The organism is Bradyrhizobium amphicarpaeae (assembly GCF_002266435.3).
In the GTDB taxonomy this organism is placed as follows: Bacteria; Pseudomonadota; Alphaproteobacteria; order Rhizobiales; family Xanthobacteraceae; genus Bradyrhizobium; species Bradyrhizobium amphicarpaeae.
Genome location: NZ_CP029426.2, coordinates 4,866,430 through 4,887,214, shown reverse-complemented (window position 1 = coordinate 4,887,214; position 20,785 = coordinate 4,866,430). Strand labels below are relative to the sequence as shown.

Below are 20,785 nucleotides of genomic sequence, written 5' to 3'. Positions count from 1 at the left end.
GCTTCCGTTCACCATTGCCGCAACAGGCATGTAGCCGGTTACCATCTGTCCACCTCTGTCGGTTTATGTGCGGGTCCATCAGAGGCCCGCGATGCATCAAGTTCTCTACTGTCTCACCGAAGAGCACGATTGGCGGCTCGTCGCGCTTGGCGGCGCGGTGTGTCTGCTCGCCAGCGCGGCGGCGATCAGCCTGTTCCACCGGGCGCGGGCGACCAAGGGCGTCGGACGCCTGGCCTGGCTTGGCCTCGACGCGGCCGTCAGTGGCTGCGGCATCTGGGCGACGCATTTCATCGCGATGCTCGCCTACGGACCGGGCGGCGCCGGTGCCTACAACATTCCAGTGACGATCCTGTCGCTGGTCTTTGCGATCTCGGTGACCTTCGTGGGGCTGAGCATCGCCGTATCGTCCTCGCGCGCGGTGTGGATCGCCCTCGGCGGTGCCATCGTCGGCAGCGGTGTCGCGGCGATGCATTACACCGGCATGGCGGCGCTGGAAATACCGGCGCGGGTGGGCTGGATCGGAAGCACGGTCGCGGTCTCGGTGCTATCAGGTATCGTCTTTGCGGCGCTTGCATTGCTCATGGCCGCGCGGCGCGACGACCTCTTCCATGCACTGACGGCGACGGTCCTGCTGACGGTCGGCATCGTCGCGCATCATTTCACCGCAATGGGTGCGGTGGTGCTGACGCCGGATCCGACGCTCGCGATCGGCGGCCTCTCGATCCCGCCGGCCTCGCTGTCCTTCCTCACCGCCAGCGCCGCGGTTGCGATCATCGCGATCGCGCTCGTGGCTGCGCTGCTCGACCGCCGCGCCAAGGGCGAACTGGGCGCCCAGCAGATGGTGCTGGATACGGCGCTCGAGAACATGTCGCAGGGGCTTTGCATGTTCGATGCGGACGGCAAGATCATGCTGTTCAACGAGCGCTATGCCGCCATGCTTCGCCGTACCGACATCGCGCTGGCCGGTCGCCTGCTGGTCGACGTGCTCAGGGAGGAGGAGGCCAAGGGCGAGTGGCACGGCGATGCCGATGAATTCTTCGCCCGCCTCGTCGCCGACGCGCGCGAGGGCCGCACCACGACGGATGTCGTCAACCGGTTCGGCCGCTCCATCCGGGTGGTCAACCAGCCGATGCAGGGCGGCGGCTGGGTCGCGACCTTCGAGGACATCACCGAATGGCTGGAGGCGCAGGCCAAGATCTCGCACATGGCGCGCCATGACGCGCTGACCAGCCTGCCGAACCGCGTGCTGTTCCACGAGCAGCTCGAGCAGGGACTGCGCCGGACCAGATCGGGCGATCAGCTCGCGGTGCTGTGTCTCGATCTCGATCACTTCAAGGACATCAACGACTCGCTCGGCCATCCCATCGGCGATGCGCTGCTGAAGGAGGTCGGGCGCAGGCTGACGGCGGCCGTCGGCGAGAGCGACACCGTGGCGCGACTGGGCGGCGACGAGTTCGCCGTGGTCCAGATCGGTCGTTCCGAGGAGACCGCTGCGAGATCGCTTGCCGGCCGGCTCGTCGAGATCATCTCGGCGCCCTACGAGATCGACGACCATCAGATCGTGATCGGCGTCTCGATCGGCATTTCGCTGTCGCCGCAGGACGGCAGCGATCCGAGCGAGCTGCTGAAAAACGCCGACCTCGCGCTCTACCGCGCCAAGGCGGACGGCCGCGGCACCTATCGCTTCTTCGAGACCGGCATGGATGCGCGCGCGCAGGCGCGGCGCCTCCTGGAAATGGACCTGCGCGCGGCGCTGCAGCGCGACGAGTTCGAGGCCTATTATCAGCCGATCCGCGACGTCGCCAGCGGCCGCGTCGTCGCCTTCGAGGCGCTGCTGCGCTGGAACCATCCGCAGCGCGGCCTGATCGCACCCATCGACTTCATTCCGCTGGCCGAGGAGACCGGACTGATCCTCCAGCTCGGTGAATTCGTGCTGCGCTCGGCCTGCACGGATGCCGCCACCTGGCCGGACGATGTCGATCTCGCCGTCAATCTGTCGCCGGTGCAGTTCAAGAATCCGAACCTGATCGCCTCCGTGACCGCAGCGCTCGCGGTCTCGGGACTCGACGCGCGCCGTCTCGAGCTCGAGATCACCGAATCCGTGCTGCTGCAGAACAGCGAGGCGACGCTGACCACGCTGCATGAGCTGCGCGCCATGGGCGTGCGCATCTCGCTGGACGATTTCGGCACCGGCTATTCGTCGCTGAGCTATTTGCGCAGCTTTCCGTTCGACAAGATCAAGATCGACCGCTCCTTCGTGTCGGAGCTGGCGACGCGCGAGGATTCCATGGCGATCATCCGCGCCGTGACCGGTCTCGGCCGCAGCCTCGGGATCGTCACCACCGCGGAAGGCGTCGAGAACGACGTGCAGCTCGAGTTGCTCAGGCGCGAGGGCTGCACCCAGGCGCAGGGCTATCTGTTCAGCAAGCCGCGGCCCGCCTCCGACGTCGCGATGATGCTGAACCGTCCGCGGCTGCTGGCGTCGGCGTGAGGACTCTGTTGTTTGAGCATGATCTATCCGGAAAACCGCTTCGCACTTTTCCGGATCATGCTCTAGCCGCGGCGCAGGGCGAAATGGGCGCCGCAGAACGCCATCACGGCGCCAAGGCACAGCGCGGCGAGGGCCGCCAGCATGCCGGAGATGGTCGGGACCGGGCTCGGTGCCGCGGCCACCTGGCCTGCGCCTGCGAGTAGGAGCACCCCGACCGCAATCAGGAACTGCCGCATCCGGTGCGGGATCTGGCCGTCGGCGGCGCTCTGCATCAATGTCGCCGTGAAATAGCCGCCGGAGAAGCCGACCGTCGCGATCAGCCACCACGCGATCGCAGCGCCGGCGGGTATGAACTCGTGCGTGTCGGAGCGCCAGAGACCGCCGAGGTCGAGCCCATAGCGCGCGCCCAGCATGTGCACCGCGAGCGCGAGCAGCACGCCTGATATCACGGCGGCGCCGAGAATCAGGCGGCGCGGAAAAAAGGTCGTCTCAGCCATGCCCCGCTTGTAGGATGGGCGAGGGCGATCGCGCAAGCGGATCGCGGGCGGATGGCGCGGACGGGATTGATTGTCGGGATGCAGGGGTCGGAAGCCGAGGCCGTGCCGGTTGTGAGCTATGCCTATAGGGCCTCGCTGATCGGCTCGGCGCATCGCTTCGCGTTGACGGAGCAGGGGCTGTCCTGGCACATCGGCAGCCGCTCGGGCCTGTGGCCTTATGACGAGATCGACGCGATCCGGCTGTCGTTCCGTCCGGTGTCGATGCAGCAGCACCGCTTTCGCGCCGACGTCACCCACACGGGCGGCCGCCGCATCGCGATCCTGTCGACGAGCTGGCAGACCGCGGCGCTGATGGCGCCGCAGGACAACGGCTTTCGTGAATTCATCGTCGAATTGCATGCACGGATGGCGAAGGCCGGCAGCCGCGCGGTGCTGACCTCCGGGCTCGGCCGCACGGCCTATGCGACGGTGCTGGTATTCCTCGCGGTGCTGACGGTGGTGATGGCGGGCCTGTTGATCCGGGCGCTTGTCATCGGCGAGTTCGCCGGCGCGCTGTTCATCCTCGGCTTTGCCGCGCTGTTCGCCTGGCAGGTCGGCGGCTTCGTCCGGCGCAACCGGCCGCAGAGTTATCGCCTCGATCAGGTGCCGAAGGCGTTGTTGCCCTAGACCGATCGCTACGACCAATCGCTACTCGGTCGAGTCGAAATCCTCTTCCTTGGTGCCGAGCAGCGACACGATCGTGCGCAGGCCGGAATCGAGCTGCTCGAACGTGGGCGGGGCGAGCGCGAGGCGCACCGCATTCGGCGCATGGCCGTGGGCGATCGCGAAGGTGGAGGACGGCGTCAGCGCGATGCCGCGCCGGGCCGCAGCCGCGACGAAGGTCTGCGAGCGCCAGTGCGAGGGCAGCGTCAGCCAGAGATGATAGGAGCGCGGATCGGCGGCGTGCTGATAACCGGTGAGCAATCTTGCCGCGGTCTGCTGCCGGCGCGTCGCGTCGATGCGCTTCAGCCGCGTCAGCTCGGCGACGGTGCCGTCGGCCATCAGCCGTTGTCCGGAGGCGAGTGCGTGGCCCGAGGCGATCCAGCCGCCGGTGCGGACCGCGCTCATCACGCTCTCGCGCAAGCGAGGCGGCGCCACGAGGATGCCGAGCGCGAGGCCAGGCGCGACCTTCTTGGACAGGCTGTCGATCACGATGCATCGGTCCGGCCCGAGTGCAGCCAGCGGCGTGTCGTCGGCGAGGAAGCCGTAGACGGCGTCCTCGATGATGGTGAGGTCGAGCTTCTCGGCGACGCGCATGATGTCGGCGCGCCGCGTCGCGTTCATGGTGACGCCGAGCGGGTTCTGGATGATGGGCTGCAGATACAGTGCCGACAGATGCGCCTCGCGATGCGCCTTCTGGATCGCATCGGGACGCGCGCCGAATTCGTCCATGGGAATCGGGACCAGCGTGATGCCGAGCCGCGCCGCGATGCTCTTGACGTAAGGGTAGGTCAGCGCCTCGACGCCGCAGCGGCCGCCGGTGGGGACGAGTGCGGCGAGCGCGGCCGCGAGCGATTGCTTGCCGTTGGCGGTGAAGACGATCTGCTCGGCCTGCGGCGCGAAATCCTTGCGCGCGAGATAGGCGGCAGCCGCATTGCGCGCGCTCTTGGTGCCGGTGCTGGTCGAGACGCGCAGCGCGGATTCCAGCGCGTCGACGCGCTCCAGTCCCGCGAGGCTCTTGGCGATCATCGCCCATTGCTGCGGCAATAGCGGATAATTGACCTCGAAATCGATCCGCGCATCGCGCGGCTCGCTCAAGGCCTCGACCTCGCGCCTGATGTCGCCTGAGATGAAGGTGCCGCGGCCGACCTCGCCGACGACGAGCCCGCGGCGAAGCAACTCCGTATAAACACGGCTCGCGGTCGAGACCGCGATGCCCCGATCGTAAGCAAAATTTCGCTGTGGCGGCAGACGGTCGCCGGGCCTTAACGTCCCGTTAGAAATATCCGAGGCTATTGCGTCGGCAAGCTTCACGTACTCGAACTTGGACATTATTGCACCGAGAGCAATGTTTCACTTGCTCCGAGTAGTGTACTGGAGCATTTAAGTTCCATCAAGTTCCACGATTGAGCCGAGGAAAGCGAGAGCAATCCGACGGCAAATGAGGTGCAGGCGCTGACAGCGTCGGCGCCAACGGCGCCTGCTTCGCCGCGCGGGACACCAGGCCGGAGAAGAAACATGACCACGATCTCGCAAACTGCCGGGCGGAGTTTACGCCCATCCTCGACGGGCGGATTTTTCAGCATGCTCGCCCAGGGCGCCTATGCGCTCTTCAACAGCCTCGAGCGCCGCTCGGCCATCAAGACTTTGAGCGACCTCGACGACCGCGCCCTGCGCGACATCGGGATCACGCGCAGCCAGATCGAGGACGCCGTCTACGGGCAGGTCAAGGCCGAGCTGACGCGGTATCTGTGAGGCTCTCGTGTCCCGGACGCGCTGCAGCGTTCTTGCGCTGCTGCGCAGAGCCGGGACCGAGGACCACGGCACGCGCCGATGCATGGGCCCCGGCTCTGCAGCGCATCACACCGGACGATGCTCCGCATCGCCGGGAGTGCTGCGCCGCGTTCGGGGCACGAGAGCGGTGTTTTGGCGCGCGAGGTCAAGCCATACACAATCTCTCCGCGCTCGCAATATCCGTCCCGTCATCCTGAGGTGCGAGGCGTGCGATGCGAACGCATCGCATGCTGAGCCTCGAAGGATGAGCGGCCGAGCTGGTGCAGCCGGGCTGTCGCCCTTCGAGGCTCGCCGAAGAGGCGAGCACCTCAGGGTGACGGTCGCAAGTTAGTGCTCGTGACAACATTCGGTATTCTGCTTTCAAGCGGTAGACATGGCTTCGCATCCTCGCGACGCATTTCGCCCGAGATTTGTTTGATCGCTTCACCCTCGATAGAAAGAGGGCGCAGGGAAGACCGGGCGCCGGCTGGCACCCGCGGTCCACTGTGCGAATCCTGCGTGACAAGAAGCTGCACAGTGGCATACAGGTGTAGCCAGGACATCCCGGCCTTCCCTGCGCAGTGGCTTTACGGCTTATGTCGTGCTCTCCCCGGGAGCGTTGCACTATTGCCCCGTCGCCTTGCGGATGGCTGATGCGTGGGCCCGGTTGGGCCCTCCACATCACCGCAACACTTGACGCCAGACTGCGGGCGCCAGGACCACACGATTTTGCCGTACGCCGATCACACCGGTCGTGTGCGCGATACTTTCGCTCACGGTTGCCCGCCCTGCAAAACCCTTCGCGCCAATGCGATCTGCGTCCACCGCCGTCCGGCCCGCGTTCGTGACGATCGCGATACGCCCCTCTTCCTTGGGCCGGGTCGAGGCGACACATACGCCCTTTCCGAAATTCGGTAAAGTGGAATATTTTCGACGTCGCGGATTGACCGGCCGCTTGGGTGTTTTGCCCGTCGGGCAACACAAGGGATTGTGGCCCTGGGGTCGAGTGGAGTGTCGTCCCGGCGGCCAGAACTCGTCCGTCATGCGCGCAATCGACCAACGAGAGTGCGGCTCACACCAGCTCGTCGGTCCACACCTTGAAGCTGACGAGCTCGCTTGGTCCGAAAGTATGGACAATCGGAACATCCGCCGCATCGCGGCCTTGGGCGATCAGGACCCGGCCGATGCGCGGCGTGTTGTTGCGTGCATCGAAGGTGTACCAACGGCCGCCAAGATAGGCATCGAACCAGCCTGCAAAGTCGCCGGGGGCGTAGGGCGGCGGAATGCCGATGTCGCCGAGATAGCCGGTGCAGTAGCGCGCGGGGATGTTCATGCAACGGCAGAATGCGATGGCGAGATGCGCATAGTCGCGGCAAACGCCCTTGCGCTCGTTGAAGACGTCCCACGCCGTCATGGTCGGCCGTGCGTGCTCGTAGCCGAAAGCGATGTGATGGTGAACGAAATCGCAGATCGCCTGGACGCGCGGCCAGCCGGGCGCCGTCTTCTCGAACAGCTTCCAGGCAATGTCGGAAAGCCGATCCGTTTCGCAATACCTGCTGCCGAGCAGGAAGAGGAGGGTCTCCGAGGGAAGATCCTCGACCGCGTGCTGTGTAGCCGAAGGGACGACCACATCGGGCAGACCGTTGTCGCGCACCGTACCGTCGGCAGACAAAATCATGCGGCCGGGAGGCGCAACGAGCCGGCTGCACCAGTTTCCAAAGCTGTCGCGGTAAGGCGTAATCGGCACAGATGGCGAGGTAACAAGGTGATCCGGTACGACGATATCGGAGGCCCGCGTGAAATGCGTTCCGACCATGGCGATCAACGGCGTGACTTGCTTGAAGTCGTAGATCATCTCGAAACCGACACGGATGCGCATGCTTGGGCCTCGGTTTCAATTGCGCTGACCGGAATCGGCCGGCGGGATTGGTCGTGTAGGCTCGAACTCCGGTCGGCATCGCAGCAACAGCCGCCTGCCTCGTCGAAGAGCAAATGGCGACGCGCCGGTCGAATGCAATGGAGGCCGCGTCGCCTGCCGGTATTTGCGGCACCGTCGCCTAATGCAAGGTCGCGGCCGCGGCTTCGTCGATCGCCGCCATCAAGTCCGGCGTCGCGGATTGATGGACCATGTGGCCGACGCCGGCGATCCGGCGCAGCGTGCTCTGCTTGATCTCACCGTGGAGCCTGGCCGACTGCTTTTCGGTGTCGATCAGACGGTCGTCCGCGCCCCCGATGATGATCGTCGGCATCTCGAGCTCGCCATAGGTCTTCGCGGCGACAAAGGCCGCAGGGACCATCAAGGCCGCTTCCGCGGCGCTGGCCCGCATCTGTGCCGGCCGCACCGCCATGGCCTTGGGAAAGTCTGCGAACTTCCCGGGGACCGCGCGCGGGCCGAACAGCTTTCGCAACATCACGGGCCACATCAGCCGTCCGAAGATCGGAGAGATGGTGTAGCTCATGACATCGCCGAGTCCCGGCATCGCCGGCGCGAGCGAGGCCGCGACGTCGCTGCGGGCGGTCGGGAAGTAATACCCCGACGCCAGCACCAGGGCTTCGACCAGCGAAGGATGCCTGATCGCCAGCGCCACTGCGACCGACGCTCCCCAGGAGTGTCCGAGGACGATCGCGCGTTGCACGCCGAGACGGCCGAGCGCGTCCTTGAACAGGTCCGCCTGCGCCTCGGGAGTCCAGACCGCATTCCGGGGCCGCGAGCTATGTCCAAATCCCGGGCGGTCAAACACGATCACCCGATAGTTTTCAGCAGCCAGATCGATCAAGCCGCTCGACTCGAAGTCCTGGATCATGCTGCCGTTGCCGTGAAACAGGACCAGCGGCCGGCCGTTGCCACGCTCCACATAGTGCAGACGCACGCCGTTGACGGCGATGAACCGTCCTTTGGGCGGATTGTCGCGTTGCGCCTTCCTGGCAAGCTGCCGATTGATGAGCGCCGTCCCCGCCAGCGCCACCGCGGCTCCAGCGACGGCGGCAAGCGCGGGGTATTGCCTTGCGGCACCGAGCCAGGTGGAGACGAGTGAAGGGGAGTGTGCGCGCAGCAAGGTCATTGGCAGTACCTCATCGGGGTCTGCACGATGCCTCAGGGCAAAAATGAGAAATGTTGCAGGTAGGTCAAACGAAGGCGTTGCGCGTTTTGTTCCTGTGCGCAATCGCGATTATCATCGCGACCGCGCTCGGCAGGCCGAGTTCCGCCTTGCATTGTGGATGTCGCGATTGACAATACGCGCCCTCAATGCCTCACCACCAGCACCGAGCACTTCGCGTAGCGCACGACGTGTCCCGCATTCGAGCCGAGGAAATAGGTGCGCATGGCCGGCCGGTGCGAGGTCATCACGATCAGATCGGCTTTCATGTGCACGGCTTCCTCCAGGATCTCGTGGTAGATGCCGCCCTGGCGGACCACGCTGGAGATGCGGCTCGGATCGATGCCGGATTCGCGCGCGACGATGGCAAGCGCTTCTTCCGAGGTCTGGCGCTGCTGCTCGTCGAAATCGGCCGGCACGTATTCGGCCAGCATCACCGGCGTCATCGGCAGCACGTTGAGCAGCCGCACGACTGCACTCCAGGTCTGCGACAGCGTGGCCGCGGTCGCGATTGCCGGCTTGGCGAGGTCGGTGTCGGCGAGGTCGATGGGCACGAGGATGGACTTGAACATCTGCGCCTCCAAATCTTCATTGCCCCGGATCCGGCTGGATCAACCGGTCGAGACGGCGCCCGCTCGTCTCATCCCGATCGAAGCAGCTTATCCCAGCAGCTCATCTTAGCAGCTTGGGGCTGGTGAACAGCACCAGTCTGCCACGGCGGTAGGCCACGTCACCCCAATCCTTGACGTCAAAGTCGAAGATCGCAAGCCCCGCGGTGGGCAAATTGTCGGCGAGCGCCTTGGCGCCATCCGGATCGCCGCCGCCCATCAGCATCAGGGCGGCTTCGTGCATGCCGGGATTATGGGCGACCAGCAGCAATTGCTTCGGATCGGCCGGGGCGGTTGCGGTGCGAATGCAGTCCAGGATCTGCGCGGGATCGGCGCCGTAGAGTTCCGGCAGGATCTCGACCTGCGGCGACGGGACGCGGTCCTTCATCGCCTCCCAGGCGGCGTCCCAGGTCTGCCGGGCCCGCACGGCGTGCGACACCAGCACGGTATCGGGGAAGGGGGGATGGGAGGCGATCCAGTCGCCGATCCGGGCGGCATCCTTGTGGCCGCGGTCGTCGAGGCGGCGATCCTGGTCACGGCCGCTCGGCGCGTCGGTCTCGGTCTTGGCGTGACGCAGCAACATCAAACGGCGCATGGCATTCTCGAATCGTTCCGCGTCCAGGATAATCCAAAGGCGCCGGTCGAGGACAAGGTGACAGGCGCGCGGTTGATATCAAGCGCGATGAGACTAGGACAAATCGTCAGCGCGCTTAAGGTTGTTATTTCGAGCACGATCTTTTCGGAAAACCGCTGCACACTTTTCCGGATCATGCTCTAAGAAACGACATGAGCGAGACTTTCACAAGCGTGTCCCAGGAAGAAGCCGGCTTTCGCGACCGTGTCCGGCTGTCGTTCGATCTCGACGCCGACATCTGCGTCATCGGGGCCGGGCTTGCCGGGCTCTCCATCGCGCTGGAGGCGGCCCGGCTCGGGGCCAGTGTCGCGGTGCTCGAGGGCCGTCATATCGGCTGGAACGCCTCCGGCAACCAGCTCGGCACCGTGATGCCGGGCTTTGCGCTGCCGCTCACCGATCTGATCGAGCGCATCGGCTTCGAGGATGCGCGTGAATTGTGGTCGCTGTCGAAGGAGGGCGCCGAGTTCGTCCGGGCCAACGCCACGGAAGCCAACATGCCGGGCATCGCCCCGTGCGATGGCGTGCTGGAGGTCTCCAATGTCGACGCCGGCGACCGCCTGATCAGCCGGTTGCAGATGCTGAACGAGGATTTCGACACCGAGGTCGAGGGCTGGCAGGTCGATCGCGTCCGCGAGGTGCTCAGGACCGATCGCTATTTCCACGGCGTGTACTATCCGAAGGCATTCCAGCTCGACGGCCGCAAATACGTGCACGGCCTCGCGGCGCTGGCGCGGCGGGCCGGCGCCCGCATCTTCGAGGACACACCGGTCGTCAGCATCGATCATTCCGGCATCCGCAAGCGCATCGTCACGCCGTCGGCACGGCTGCGCGCCAGCCACATCGTGCTCGCGGGCAACATTCATCTCGGCGCGCCCTTGCGGCGCCTGTCGGAGACGCTGCTGCCGGTCTGGCGTTATGCCGGCATCACCGCGCCGCTCGGCGAGCGCGTGCACGAGATCATCGCCTTCAAGGGATCGGTGATGGATTCCGACGGTGTCGACCATTTCCGCATCGTCGATGGCGACCGGCTGATGTGGGAGAGCCCGGAGACCACCTGGGCGGCGCGTCCGCAGCGCTTTGCAGGCAGCGTCAGGCGGCGGATCCGCACGATCTTTCCGGAGCTCGGCAATGTCGAGGTGCCCGAGATGTTCGGCGGCGCCACCGGCCAGACCGTGCACGGCATGCCGCAGATCGGCCAGTTGCGCAAAGGCCTCTGGGTGGCGAGCGGGTTCGGCCGCCAAGGCATGAACACCTCGGCCATGGCCGGGCAGATGATCGCGCGCAGCATCCTGTGGGGCGACGAGCGCTGGAAGCTGTTCTCGCCGTTCGAGCTGGTCTGGGCCGGCGGCGCCACGGGCCGGGTTGCAGGCCAGCTGGTCGGTGTCTGGGGCAGGGCGAGTTCCGCCGCCGCAGGCTCGCTCGCCCGCTACCGGGAACGAACGAGGGTCAAGGACCGCCAGCGCGAGGCGCGCCTTGCCGAAGCCAACCGGGCCGCCGGCATCGGTCCGCGCCGCCCGCCGCCCGGCGTCCGGCCGCGATCGAGCCCGCCGAGGCCCGCGGTCCGGGAGGAGACGCAGGCCGTGGAACCGGCCTCGCATGACGGCGCCAGCTCCCAATAAGTTGAGAGAAATTCCGCCCGAACGTGTAACGTCGGCCGTCAAAGCCCGTATCTCAAGGCGTGGAGCTCCCGCACGGAGAATGAGATGTTTGACCGCCGCATGATGTTGACGACTGCCGCCGGCCTGTTCGGCCTTGGGGCCTTCCGCTGGCTGAGAGGAACGCCTGCAGAGGCCGGCCAGAAGGCCGCTCAGAAATTCGAGATCGAGAAGACGGACGCCGAGTGGCGGGCCCAGCTCACGCCGCAGCAATATGAGATCCTGCGCAAGGAGGGCACCGAGCGGCCGGGATCCAGCCCGCTGCTGAAGGAGCATCGCAAGGGCACCTTCGCCTGCGCCGGCTGCGACCTGCCGCTGTTTACGTCCGAGACCAAATTCGAAAGCGGCACCGGCTGGCCGAGCTTCTACCAGCCGATCGAGGGCAATGTCGGCAAGACCGAGGACCGCACCTACGGCATGCTGCGCACCGAGGTGCACTGCCGGCGCTGCGGCGGCCATCTCGGCCACGTCTTCGACGACGGCCCGAAGCCGACCGGATTGCGCTATTGCATCGACGGGTTCGGACTGGTGTTCCATCCGGCGGCCGCGTCGGCGACGTAGGTTTTTCACTTCGTAGCGACGATGTGTCCCGGCAATAAATGCCGGTCCCGGCAATTGTGCCCCGGTCATCAGGCCGGGGCTTTTTCATTAAGTCATTGATTCCACGACAAGACCCGCATTGGCATGGCCTTTGCGAATGTCTCCTCCGACTGCGGCCCTGGTCGACCGGCCGCCGAGATCGGATTTGGAGACAAAGTTATGGGTATCTTCGATGCAATGAACACCTCGGTGGGTGGCCTGCAGGCGCAGTCCTACGCGCTGCAGAACATTTCCGGCAACATCGCGAACTCATCCACCACCGGTTACAAGGGCATCGGCACCAGCTTCGTCGATCTCATTCCCGACTCCTCGGTTCCGAGCAAGCAGGTCGCGGGCGGCGTGACGGCCAACGCCAAGGCCACGATCACCACGCAGGGCACGATCTCCGGCTCCACCGTCGCCACCAACATGGCCATCACCGGCGACGGCTTTTTCTCGATCCAGAAGGCGACCGGCATCGTGGACAACGTGCCGGTGTTCAGCGGCGTCACCTATTACACGCGGCGTGGCGACTTCCAGCTCAATGCCAACGGCAATCTGGTCAACGGCGCCGGCTATTATTTGATGGGCGTCACGGTCGACCCCAAGACCGGCAACCCGACCGGCAATGTGGCGAACGTCCTGAAATTCCAGAATAACTTCATTCCCGCCCAGGCGACCACTTCGATCCAGTACGCGGCAAACCTGCCGACCCAGCCGAACACTGCAGCGAGCTCGACCGCCGGGACCGGGTCGCTGCTGGCGGCCGGCGGCATCAACCCGTCGGATTTCGCTGCCAACCCGCTGCCGGTCGGCACGCCGCCCGCGCCTTACACCAACAACACCGCCTCGGGCGCCGCGGCCACGGGCAACGTCCGCTCGCCCTATTCGTCGACGACCAACACCGGGTCGGTGGCTCTGCAGAACAACTCGGCGGCCGTGGCATCGACGACGACGTCACTGGACAATGCCGTCGGCACGCATCTGGCATCGAGCATCCTCACCGCGCTGAGCGGCCAGACGCTGACGATCAACGGCAACACGATCACCTTCAACGCGGGCAACACCGTCACACTCGGCACCAACTCGACCATCGGCCTGGGCGCCGGCACGCCGGCGACGGTCCAGGACATTCTGACCGCGATCCAGAATGCTGGCGGCGCCGGCGTCACCGCTTCGTTGAGCGCCAGCGGCAACATCGTGATTTCGAGCGGCACCAGCACGGACGTGGCGGTGAACAGCGGCACCGCAGCCACGGCGCTCGGCATCACCAGCGTGACGCGCGGCGGCAACGTGCTGTCCTCGCCCGCGATCTCGGGATCGACACTGCTGAGCGGCAGCGCGACGGCAGGCGGCGCCCAGGTCCTCTCCTCCGGCTTTTCGGCGGGCCCACCTGCCGACACGATCACCGTCAACGGCCAGACGCTGACATTCATGGCTTCGGGCGCGACCGGTCCGAACCAGATCAACATCACCGACAACATCACGACGCTGCTCGGCAAGATCGATGCGCTCTCCGGCGCGACCGGCTCGTCCGTCAGCACCAGTGGTGTGATCACGTTGAACACGGGCACCGTGTCAAATCTGTCGGTGTCCAGTTCCAACAGCGCCGCCTTTGCCGCGCTCGGTTTCACCTCCACCATCACCAAGAATCGTAACGGCGGCGGCACCGCGGGCACCGGCGGCGTGATCGGCAACGACGTCGCAACCTTCACCAAGGAATCGATCAGCGGCGGCGCGGTGACCGCCTACAATGCGGCCGGTACGCCAGTGAACCTGCAATTGCGCTGGGCCAAGACCGACAGCGCCTCGCTGGGCGCAGGTCACTCCGACAGCTGGAATTTGTTCTACCAGACCGATCCGAACGCGACCGGCACCACGGTCGGCTGGGTCAATACGGGCCAGGCCTTCACCTTCGCCAGTGACGGCTCGCTGACCACGCCGAGCGGCTCGGGCATCACCATCAACAATGTCAGCGTCAGCGGCCAGTCGCTCGGCTCGGTCGCCTTCAACATCTCCACCGGCGGGCTGACGCAATACGCCTCTACCAGCGGCGCGGTGACCATCAACACCATCACCCAGAACGGCTACGCCGCGGGCCAGCTTCGCTCGGTCGCCGTCAACAACAGCGGCCTCGTGGTCGGCACCTTCTCCAACGGCCAGAACCTCAACCTCGCGCAGGTCTCGCTGTCGCATTTCAACGGCACCAACTACCTGAAGGCGATGGACGGCGGCGCGTATGCGGCGACCGACCAGTCGGGGCCCGCGATCGACGGCGCATCGGGGAGCATCAGCGGCTCGTCGCTGGAAGGCTCGAACACCGACATCGCCGACGAATTCACCAAGCTGATCGTGACCCAGCAGGCCTACTCGGCCAACACCAAGGTGATCACGACCGCGAATTCGATGGTGCAGGACCTCTTGAACGTATTGCGCTGATCGGCGCGTGACGTAACCAAAGGCGGCTAGTCAACATGGGTTTGAGTTCAGCCCTCGCCAGTGCGATGAGCGGTCTGCGTGCCAACCAGGCCGCGCTCTCGATCGTCTCCTCGAACGTCGCGAATTCGCAGACGCCGGGTTACGTCGTCCAGACCCCGAACCAGATCGAGGTCACCACCGGCGATTTCGGCTCGACGGCGATGACGACCGGCGTCAGCCGGGAGCTCGACACCTATGTATTGAATCAGCTGCGCACCGAGACCGGCGGCAGCGGCTATGCCGACCAGATGGCCAGCATCCTGAAGCAGCTTCAGAATGTCTATGGCACGCCCGGCAACAGCGGCACGCTCGAAACCGCGCTGAACAATTTCACCACCGCGCTGCAGGCGCTGTCGACCAGCTCGGGCGCCTCGTCGGCGCAAACCGTTGCGCTCGGCGCGGCGCAGGCGCTGGCCACCCAGCTCAACGTCACCACCAAGGGCATCCAGTCGCTGCGGTCGAATGTCGAGCAGGATCTCGGCAATTCGGCCCAGGCCGCCAACGCCGCGATGCAGACGGTCGCCGATATCAACACCAGGCTGCAGGGACTGTCGGCGAACGACCCTTCGGCTGCGACCCTGATGGACCAGCGCGACCAGGCCATCAACACGTTGTCGAAATATGTCGACGTGCGCGTCACCACCGACGGTTCGAACCAGGCCAACATCTATACCACGACGGGCATCCAGCTGGTCGGTGCGGGCCTGGCTTCGCAATTCACCTTCGCTTCGGCGGGCGCGCTGTCGGCGACCAAGCTCTACGACATAGATCCCGCCAAGTCCGGTGTCGGCGCGCTCAACATCGTGCTGCCGAACGGCTCTAAGGTCGACGTCGTCGCCAACAACGTGGTTTCGTCGGGGCAGATCGCCGCCGATCTGAAGCTGCGCGACCAGACGCTGGTGCAGGCCCAGAACCAGATCGACCAGCTCGCCGCGACGATGGCGAGCGCGCTGTCGGATAAGACCACCGCCGGCAGCACTGTGTCGGGCTCGCCCGCCGGCTTCGACATCGATCTCGCCGGTGCGTTGCCGGGCAACACCGCGAACTTCACCTACACCGATACGACCACCAATACGCAGCGCCAGATCACGCTGGTCAACGTGACCGATCCGGCGGCGCTGCCGCTGCAGAACGCGCCCAACGCCAACCCGATGCGGATCGGCGTGAACTTCACCGGCGGCATGAGCGCGATCGCCGCTGCGCTCAACACCGCGCTCTCGACCTCGCACCTGAGCTTCTCCGCGGCCCCGGCTCCGGCGACCGCCACGACCCTGCGGGTCACGGACGACAATTCCGGTCTCGCCAAGGTCAATTCGGCCTCGACGACCAAGACCATCTCGGCGCTGACCTCGGGCAATCCGCAGCTTGCGGTGTTCACGGACGGCGGTCAGGCGCTCTACACCGGCGCGATCACGTCCTCAGGCTCGCAGATGACCGGCCTTGCCGGACGCATCGCGGTGAACACGCAGCTGGTCGCCGATCCTACGAGGATGTCGGTCTACAACACCTCGCCCGTTACCCCCGCGGGCGACACCACGCGTCCGGACTACCTCTATTCGCAGCTCACCAACGCTGTGTTCTCCTATTCGCCGGCGACCGGCCTCGGCTCGGCCAACCAGCCCTTCACCGGCAGCGTCTCGAACTATCTGCAGCAATTCCTGAGCGTCCAGGCCAACAGCGCGAGCCAGGCGACCCAGTTGCAGCAGGGCCAGAGCGTCGTGGTCTCGACGCTGCAGGCCAAGTTCAACTCGACCTCCAGCGTCAACCTCGACTCCGAGATGTCGAACCTGATCCAGCTGCAGAATGCCTACGCCGCCAACGCGCACGTGATGTCGGTGGTGCAGAGCATGATGAACACGTTGATCCAGGCTCAACTGTAACAAGTAACGGGGCTCTGAAACATGTCGATCAGCAGCATCAACTATTCTTCGTCGGTTCTCGGCTCGCAGATCCGCAATATCAATCAGCAGCTCACCGACCTGTCGACGCAGCTCTCGACCGGCAAGCTGTCGCAGAACTATTCCGGGATGGGCACCAACGAGGGCTTCGCGATCGCCGGGCGCGCGCAGCTCTCCAACATCGCTGGCTATACCGACACGATCACCAACGTCAATGTCAGCATCAATCTCGCCAACACCGCGCTGCAATCGCTGACCAAGATCCGCAGCACGGTGCAGACCGGCGCGGCGAACACCGCGCAGGATCTCAACGTCAACGGCCAGACCATCGCGCAGAACACCGCCGCCGCCCAGTTCGGCTCGATGGTCGGCGTGCTCAACACCCAGACCGGCAACCGCTATCTGTTCTCCGGAACCGCCGTCAACACGCAGTCGGTCGCGGATGCCGGCGACATCATCAACGGCACCACGACGCAGGCGGGGTTCAAGACCGTAATGGCGGAGCGCCAGGCCGCCGACCTCGGCGCCAACGGCATGGGCCGCCTGGTGCAGACGCAGCCGACGCCGAGCTCGGTCCAGGTGTCGGAGGACGCCGCCGGATCGCCGTTCGGGCTCAAGCTCAAGGCGGTGTCCTCGACCCTGACGGGCGCGACCATCACCGGCCCGAGCGGCTCGCCGGTGTCGTTTTCGGTCGATCTCAACGGCGTCAACCCGAACAATGGCGACAAGCTAAGCGTGCAGTTCACGCTGCCGGACGGCACGACCGAGCAGATCGACCTGACCGCCTCGACAGCCACGCCGACGCCATTAGGTAGCTTCGCGATCGACGCCAGCACGCCCGTCAATCCGACCAACACCGCCAACAGCCTCAACACCGCGCTGAACACCGCGATCACGAAACTCGCCAACACGTCGCTGGTGGCGGCATCCGCGATCGTCGCCGGCGACAATTTCTTCAACACCGCAAGCTCGGCGATCGGCACGGCCAAGGCCAACCAGGCGGCCCCGCCCGCACCGATCAGCGGTGCAACGGCGCTGTCGGGCGCGAGCCCGTCGGACTCGATCTCGCCGGGCTTCGTTGCGGGCGACACCATCACCGTCAACGGCACCACGCTCACCTTCGTGGCGTCGGGCGCGACCGGCAACCAGCTCAACGTCACCGACAGCATCCAGAATCTGCTCGGCAAGATCGACCAGATCACGGGGACGTCGAAGCCCTCGACGGTCCACGGCGGCTCGATCACGATCAACACCGACGATGCCGCGAGTCTGAATATCACGAGCTCGAATACGGGGGCGCTCGGTTCGCTCGGCTTCAGCGCGACGCCCGTGACCGCCAGCCAGCCGCCGCTGCGCGTCGGCTCCTCGCCGGCGAGCTCTGCGACGACGCTGGTCAACGGCTCGGCCAATACGGTGAAATGGTACCTCGGCAATGACGGGCCCGGCTCGGCGCGCTCCACCGCGATGGCGCGGGTCGACGATTCCGTCTCGGTCCAATACGGCGCCCAGGCGAACGAGGACGCGATCCGCCAGTTGTTGCAGGCGACCGCGGTGTTCGGGACCTTCTCGACTTCGCCGACCGGGCAGTATTCGGGCGGGCAGGTCGCCGCGCTGAGCCTGCGCACCACCCAGGCGCTGACCCAGCAGCCCGGCCAGCAGCGCATCGAGGACATCCAGACCGACATCGCGATGGCCCAGAACACGATGAAGGATGCGAGCACGCGCCAGACCCAAGCCAAGGCGCAGCTCCAGACCATCATCGACCAGGCGGAATCGGCCTCGCCCGACCAGGTCGCGAGCCAGCTGCTGGCGCTCCAGAACGCGCTCCAGGCGTCCTACCAGGTGACCTCGAATCTCGCGCAGCTCTCGCTCGTCAAGTTCCTGTAAGGACGCGTTAAGGCGCCGTTAACCATGCCTCTTTACCTCTTGGTGAGGATTGGAGCGGGGCGGAGCCGTCGATGTCGGACAAGATGCAATTGGTGGTGGCAACGCCGTGCTTCGGCGGGCAGGTGTCGAGCATCTATGCGAGCTCGATCTTCGCGCTGCAGCGGGCCGTGCACGGCATGTCCAACCTCGAGCTGAAGGTGCTGCTGCGCGACGGCGATGCGCTGATTACCCGCGCGCGGGCAAACCTGGTCGCGATGTTCCTGGACGATCCCAGGGCGACACATTTCCTGTTCATCGACGCCGATATCGGCTTCAAGCCGGAGCAGGTGTTCCGGCTGATCGAATGCGGCGCGGATGTCGTCGCCGGCTGCTATCCGATCAAGCGCGTCAATTGGGACAAGGCGGCGCGGGCGATTCAATCCGGCCGCACTGACGTGCCGGCAGCCTCGCTCGACTACGTGCTCGAGATCGAGGATCCCGACCGCATCGTCGTCGTCAACGGCTTCACCCGCGTGCGCTATGCCGGCACCGGCTTCCTGATGATCCGGCGCCAGGCGCTGGAGACGATGTGCCGCCATCCGGACTATGCGGCCTTGCAGTTCTTCCGCGAGCATTCGCACGACACGCTGGCTGCGAGCCAGAACCGGTTTGCGCTGTTCGAATGCATGATCGACCCGGCGACCGGCACGTATCTTTCCGAGGACTTCGCCTTCTGCAAGCGCTGGACCGGCATCGGCGGCGAGATCTGGGCCGACATCCAGAGCTCGCTCGATCACGTCGGGCCGTCGGTGTTCCACGGCGACATCGCATCGCAATTCGCGCCGGCGGCTGCGGCCGATGCGGCGTGAGCCTTCCGGGATGAGCGCCGGCGCATCCCGTCTGTCAGGTCAGGAGCCCGTCCCCGACGGCGGCTCGCGTTATCGCCTGCGCGATCTCTTCACACCATTGGACACGCTGCTCGTCTCCGGCGGCGATCCGCGGCTGGCGCTCGACGCCAGGGATCGCGTCAACGGCTATGGCTGTGCGGCTTCGCCGGCGCCGGAGATCTGGAATTTCGCCTCCTCGACCGCATCGACGATCTCGCACGCGGCTTACGACCGTGCCGCGCTGGCGCGTGAAGAGCTGATGCACAAATGCCTGTTCGACGAGGTAGAGATCGCCTTCGACGCGCGCTGCGAGGACATGCGGGACGAGCTGCGCGGCCATCTCCAGCTCGCTGCGCGCATCGACATCGTGTTCTCGCCCTCCGGCACGGATTCACAGCTCCACGCCTTGTTCCTGGCGCGTGTGTTGCTCGGGGCGCCGCCGGTGACGATCGTGGTCGGCGCCGACCAGACCGGAAGCGGGACGATCCACACCGCCCGCGGGCACCATTTCAGCTCGATGACGGCGAGCGGCCTTGCGGTTCGCAAGGACGGTGCGGTCGCAGGGCTCGCCGGCGCCAGCGTTACGCTGCCGCTGCTCGGGGCCGCGCCCGGGATCGCGATGCGCGCGGACATCGATGCCGCGGTGCTGCGTGCGATCGAGGCCACAATTGCGCGAGGCGCGCCCGTGCTGCTCCAGATCATGGATGCATCGAAGCTAGGCTGGCGCGCACCGAGCGAGGCCTGTCTCGACGAGATCGCGCGGCGCTGGCCGCGCAAGGTCCAGATCGTCGTCGATGCCTGCCAGGCCCGGCTCGGCCGCCGCCGGCTGCGCTCCTATCTCGACCGCGGCTATATGGTGCTGATGTCTGGCTCGAAATTCTTCGGTGGACCTGCCTTCAGCGGTGCCGTGCTGGTGCCGAAGGGCCTTTCGCGGTCGTTCGACCGGGTCGAGAGGATCGCGCCTGGTATCTTCGATTACGCCGGCCGTTGCGATTGGCCGGTGGCCTGGACAGCGCTGCGTTCGCGCTTCGAACGCCGTCCGAACTTCGGTCAATGGCTGCGCTGGGAAGCGGCACTGGCCGAGATCGGCCGCTACTACGCCGTACCCGGGGCTTTCCGCGCCAAGGTGCTCGCCGAGCTTGCCGCCGGCATCGACAGCATGATCGCGTTGTCGCCGTCGCTGCGCCCCGTCCGATCCGCGATCGGGACCGCCGGCGCGGATGATGAGGAATTTGCACAAACCACGATCTTTCCGTTCATCCTGCTGCGCGACGGCAAGCCGGTCTCCATCGCCGAGACCGGGGCCGTCCATCGGGCGCTGGCGCTTGACATGAACGAGGCGATCGGCGGCAGCGCTGCGGACCGGCAAGTCGCCGTGCAGCGCTGCCTGGTCGGCCAGCCGGTACGGCTGGAGCGGCAGGACGAGGCGCCGCAGGCCGTGCTGCGCCTCTGCGTCGGCGCGCGGCTCGTGACCGAGGCCTGGTCGCCCGACATCGCGCAGGCGCAACGCAACGTGCAGGAAATTCTCGATCGCATCGCCCATGTCCTGGTCAAGATCGAACTGCTGCTCGACCGTGGCGCGGTCGCGGCCGTACCGGCAAACTCCGCGCTCGAGGTCTGAG

General features: G+C 65.8%; 16 protein-coding genes. 10 read left to right on the top strand and 6 right to left on the bottom strand.

Annotated features, from left to right (window positions below):
• Positions 1 to 91 precede the first annotated feature (91 nt).
• Entirely contained in the window at positions 92 to 2,491 is a 2,400-nt protein-coding gene (locus CIT40_RS23045; protein WP_094895805.1) for an EAL domain-containing protein, read from the top strand.
• 62 nt (positions 2,492 to 2,553) lie between these two features.
• Here the strand turns inward: CIT40_RS23045 and CIT40_RS23040 are convergent, their stop codons facing one another.
• Positions 2,554 to 2,988 (bottom strand): hypothetical protein, encoded by a 435-nt coding sequence (locus tag CIT40_RS23040; RefSeq protein WP_094895804.1) that lies wholly within the window; start codon positions 2,986 to 2,988, stop codon positions 2,554 to 2,556.
• A gap of 78 nt (positions 2,989 to 3,066) precedes the next feature.
• Between CIT40_RS23040 and CIT40_RS23035 the strand changes: the two genes are divergently transcribed.
• On the top strand, positions 3,067 to 3,654 hold the full coding sequence (locus CIT40_RS23035; protein WP_094895847.1) for a hypothetical protein: 588 nt from the start codon (positions 3,067 to 3,069) through the stop codon (positions 3,652 to 3,654).
• A gap of 21 nt (positions 3,655 to 3,675) precedes the next feature.
• Here CIT40_RS23035 and CIT40_RS23030 read toward each other — a convergent pair whose 3' ends face one another.
• Positions 3,676 to 5,019, bottom strand: a complete 1,344-nt coding sequence (locus tag CIT40_RS23030; RefSeq protein ID WP_094895803.1) for an aminotransferase-like domain-containing protein — start codon at positions 5,017 to 5,019, stop codon at positions 3,676 to 3,678.
• 186 nt (positions 5,020 to 5,205) lie between these two features.
• Here CIT40_RS23030 and CIT40_RS23025 point away from each other — a divergent pair, with 186 nt between their 5' ends.
• Positions 5,206 to 5,442 carry a DUF1127 domain-containing protein gene (locus CIT40_RS23025; protein WP_094895802.1) on the top strand — a complete coding sequence of 79 codons (237 nt, stop codon included), beginning with the start codon at positions 5,206 to 5,208 and terminating at the stop codon, positions 5,440 to 5,442.
• A gap of 1,090 nt (positions 5,443 to 6,532) precedes the next feature.
• On the opposite strand, the gene CIT40_RS23020 is transcribed toward CIT40_RS23025, so the two are convergent.
• From CIT40_RS23020 to CIT40_RS23005, 4 genes are all read right to left on the bottom strand, one after another.
• Complete coding sequence (locus CIT40_RS23020; RefSeq protein ID WP_094895801.1) at positions 6,533 to 7,339, bottom strand: transglutaminase-like domain-containing protein; 807 nt, start codon at positions 7,337 to 7,339, stop codon at positions 6,533 to 6,535.
• A gap of 178 nt (positions 7,340 to 7,517) precedes the next feature.
• A complete protein-coding gene (locus CIT40_RS23015) occupies positions 7,518 to 8,522 on the bottom strand; it encodes an alpha/beta fold hydrolase (RefSeq protein WP_162307625.1) in 1,005 nt (334 codons plus the stop codon).
• A gap of 182 nt (positions 8,523 to 8,704) precedes the next feature.
• Positions 8,705 to 9,130 carry a universal stress protein gene (locus CIT40_RS23010; protein ID WP_094895845.1) on the bottom strand — a complete coding sequence of 142 codons (426 nt, stop codon included), beginning with the start codon at positions 9,128 to 9,130 and terminating at the stop codon, positions 8,705 to 8,707.
• A gap of 100 nt (positions 9,131 to 9,230) precedes the next feature.
• Positions 9,231 to 9,761 (bottom strand): SixA phosphatase family protein, encoded by a 531-nt coding sequence (locus CIT40_RS23005; RefSeq protein ID WP_094895800.1) that lies wholly within the window; start codon positions 9,759 to 9,761, stop codon positions 9,231 to 9,233.
• A 191-nt stretch (positions 9,762 to 9,952) separates the two neighbouring features.
• On the opposite strand from CIT40_RS23005, the gene CIT40_RS23000 reads away from it, so the two are divergent.
• The 7 genes from CIT40_RS23000 to CIT40_RS22970 all read left to right on the top strand — a co-directional run bounded on the left by CIT40_RS23000 (position 9,953) and on the right by CIT40_RS22970 (position 20,784).
• Positions 9,953 to 11,419 carry an NAD(P)/FAD-dependent oxidoreductase gene (locus CIT40_RS23000; protein WP_094895799.1) on the top strand — a complete coding sequence of 489 codons (1,467 nt, stop codon included), beginning with the start codon at positions 9,953 to 9,955 and terminating at the stop codon, positions 11,417 to 11,419.
• An 84-nt stretch (positions 11,420 to 11,503) separates the two neighbouring features.
• A complete protein-coding gene (gene msrB, locus CIT40_RS22995) occupies positions 11,504 to 12,016 on the top strand; it encodes a peptide-methionine (R)-S-oxide reductase MsrB (protein WP_094895798.1) in 513 nt (170 codons plus the stop codon).
• Between the two features lie 198 nt (positions 12,017 to 12,214).
• Entirely contained in the window at positions 12,215 to 14,473 is a 2,259-nt protein-coding gene (locus CIT40_RS22990; protein ID WP_094895797.1) for a flagellar hook-basal body complex protein, read from the top strand.
• Positions 14,474 to 14,508: 35 nt separating this feature from the next.
• Positions 14,509 to 16,392, top strand: a complete 1,884-nt coding sequence (gene flgK / locus CIT40_RS22985) for a flagellar hook-associated protein FlgK (RefSeq protein ID WP_094895796.1) — start codon at positions 14,509 to 14,511, stop codon at positions 16,390 to 16,392.
• 21 nt (positions 16,393 to 16,413) lie between these two features.
• On the top strand, positions 16,414 to 18,297 hold the full coding sequence (locus tag CIT40_RS22980) for a flagellar protein (RefSeq protein WP_094895795.1): 1,884 nt from the start codon (positions 16,414 to 16,416) through the stop codon (positions 18,295 to 18,297).
• 71 nt (positions 18,298 to 18,368) lie between these two features.
• Positions 18,369 to 19,145, top strand: coding sequence for a methylenetetrahydrofolate reductase (locus CIT40_RS22975; protein WP_094895794.1), 777 nt, complete (start codon positions 18,369 to 18,371; stop codon positions 19,143 to 19,145).
• Positions 19,135 to 20,784 (top strand): hypothetical protein, encoded by a 1,650-nt coding sequence (locus tag CIT40_RS22970; protein ID WP_162307624.1) that lies wholly within the window; start codon positions 19,135 to 19,137, stop codon positions 20,782 to 20,784. The genes CIT40_RS22975 and CIT40_RS22970 overlap by 11 nt, the downstream gene beginning before the upstream one ends.
• The last annotated feature ends 1 nt before the right edge of the window (position 20,785 follow it).

Excerpts from the sequence above, each read along its gene's own strand:
- CIT40_RS23045 (WP_094895805.1), top strand. The coding sequence starts at position 92 with ATGCATCAAGTTCTCTACTGTCTCACCGAAGAGCACGATTGGCGGCTC.
- CIT40_RS23040 (WP_094895804.1), bottom strand. The coding sequence starts at position 2,988 with ATGGCTGAGACGACCTTTTTTCCGCGCCGCCTGATTCTCGGCGCCGCC.
- CIT40_RS23035 (WP_094895847.1), top strand. The coding sequence starts at position 3,067 with ATGCAGGGGTCGGAAGCCGAGGCCGTGCCGGTTGTGAGCTATGCCTAT.
- CIT40_RS23030 (WP_094895803.1), bottom strand. The coding sequence starts at position 5,019 with ATGTCCAAGTTCGAGTACGTGAAGCTTGCCGACGCAATAGCCTCGGAT.
- CIT40_RS23025 (WP_094895802.1), top strand. The coding sequence starts at position 5,206 with ATGACCACGATCTCGCAAACTGCCGGGCGGAGTTTACGCCCATCCTCG.
- CIT40_RS23020 (WP_094895801.1), bottom strand. The coding sequence starts at position 7,339 with ATGCGCATCCGTGTCGGTTTCGAGATGATCTACGACTTCAAGCAAGTC.
- CIT40_RS23015 (WP_162307625.1), bottom strand. The coding sequence starts at position 8,522 with ATGACCTTGCTGCGCGCACACTCCCCTTCACTCGTCTCCACCTGGCTC.
- CIT40_RS23010 (WP_094895845.1), bottom strand. The coding sequence starts at position 9,130 with ATGTTCAAGTCCATCCTCGTGCCCATCGACCTCGCCGACACCGACCTC.
- CIT40_RS23005 (WP_094895800.1), bottom strand. The coding sequence starts at position 9,761 with ATGCGCCGTTTGATGTTGCTGCGTCACGCCAAGACCGAGACCGACGCG.
- CIT40_RS23000 (WP_094895799.1), top strand. The coding sequence starts at position 9,953 with ATGAGCGAGACTTTCACAAGCGTGTCCCAGGAAGAAGCCGGCTTTCGC.
- msrB (WP_094895798.1), top strand. The coding sequence starts at position 11,504 with ATGTTTGACCGCCGCATGATGTTGACGACTGCCGCCGGCCTGTTCGGC.
- CIT40_RS22990 (WP_094895797.1), top strand. The coding sequence starts at position 12,215 with ATGGGTATCTTCGATGCAATGAACACCTCGGTGGGTGGCCTGCAGGCG.
- flgK (WP_094895796.1), top strand. The coding sequence starts at position 14,509 with ATGGGTTTGAGTTCAGCCCTCGCCAGTGCGATGAGCGGTCTGCGTGCC.
- CIT40_RS22980 (WP_094895795.1), top strand. The coding sequence starts at position 16,414 with ATGTCGATCAGCAGCATCAACTATTCTTCGTCGGTTCTCGGCTCGCAG.
- CIT40_RS22975 (WP_094895794.1), top strand. The coding sequence starts at position 18,369 with ATGTCGGACAAGATGCAATTGGTGGTGGCAACGCCGTGCTTCGGCGGG.
- CIT40_RS22970 (WP_162307624.1), top strand. The coding sequence starts at position 19,135 with ATGCGGCGTGAGCCTTCCGGGATGAGCGCCGGCGCATCCCGTCTGTCA.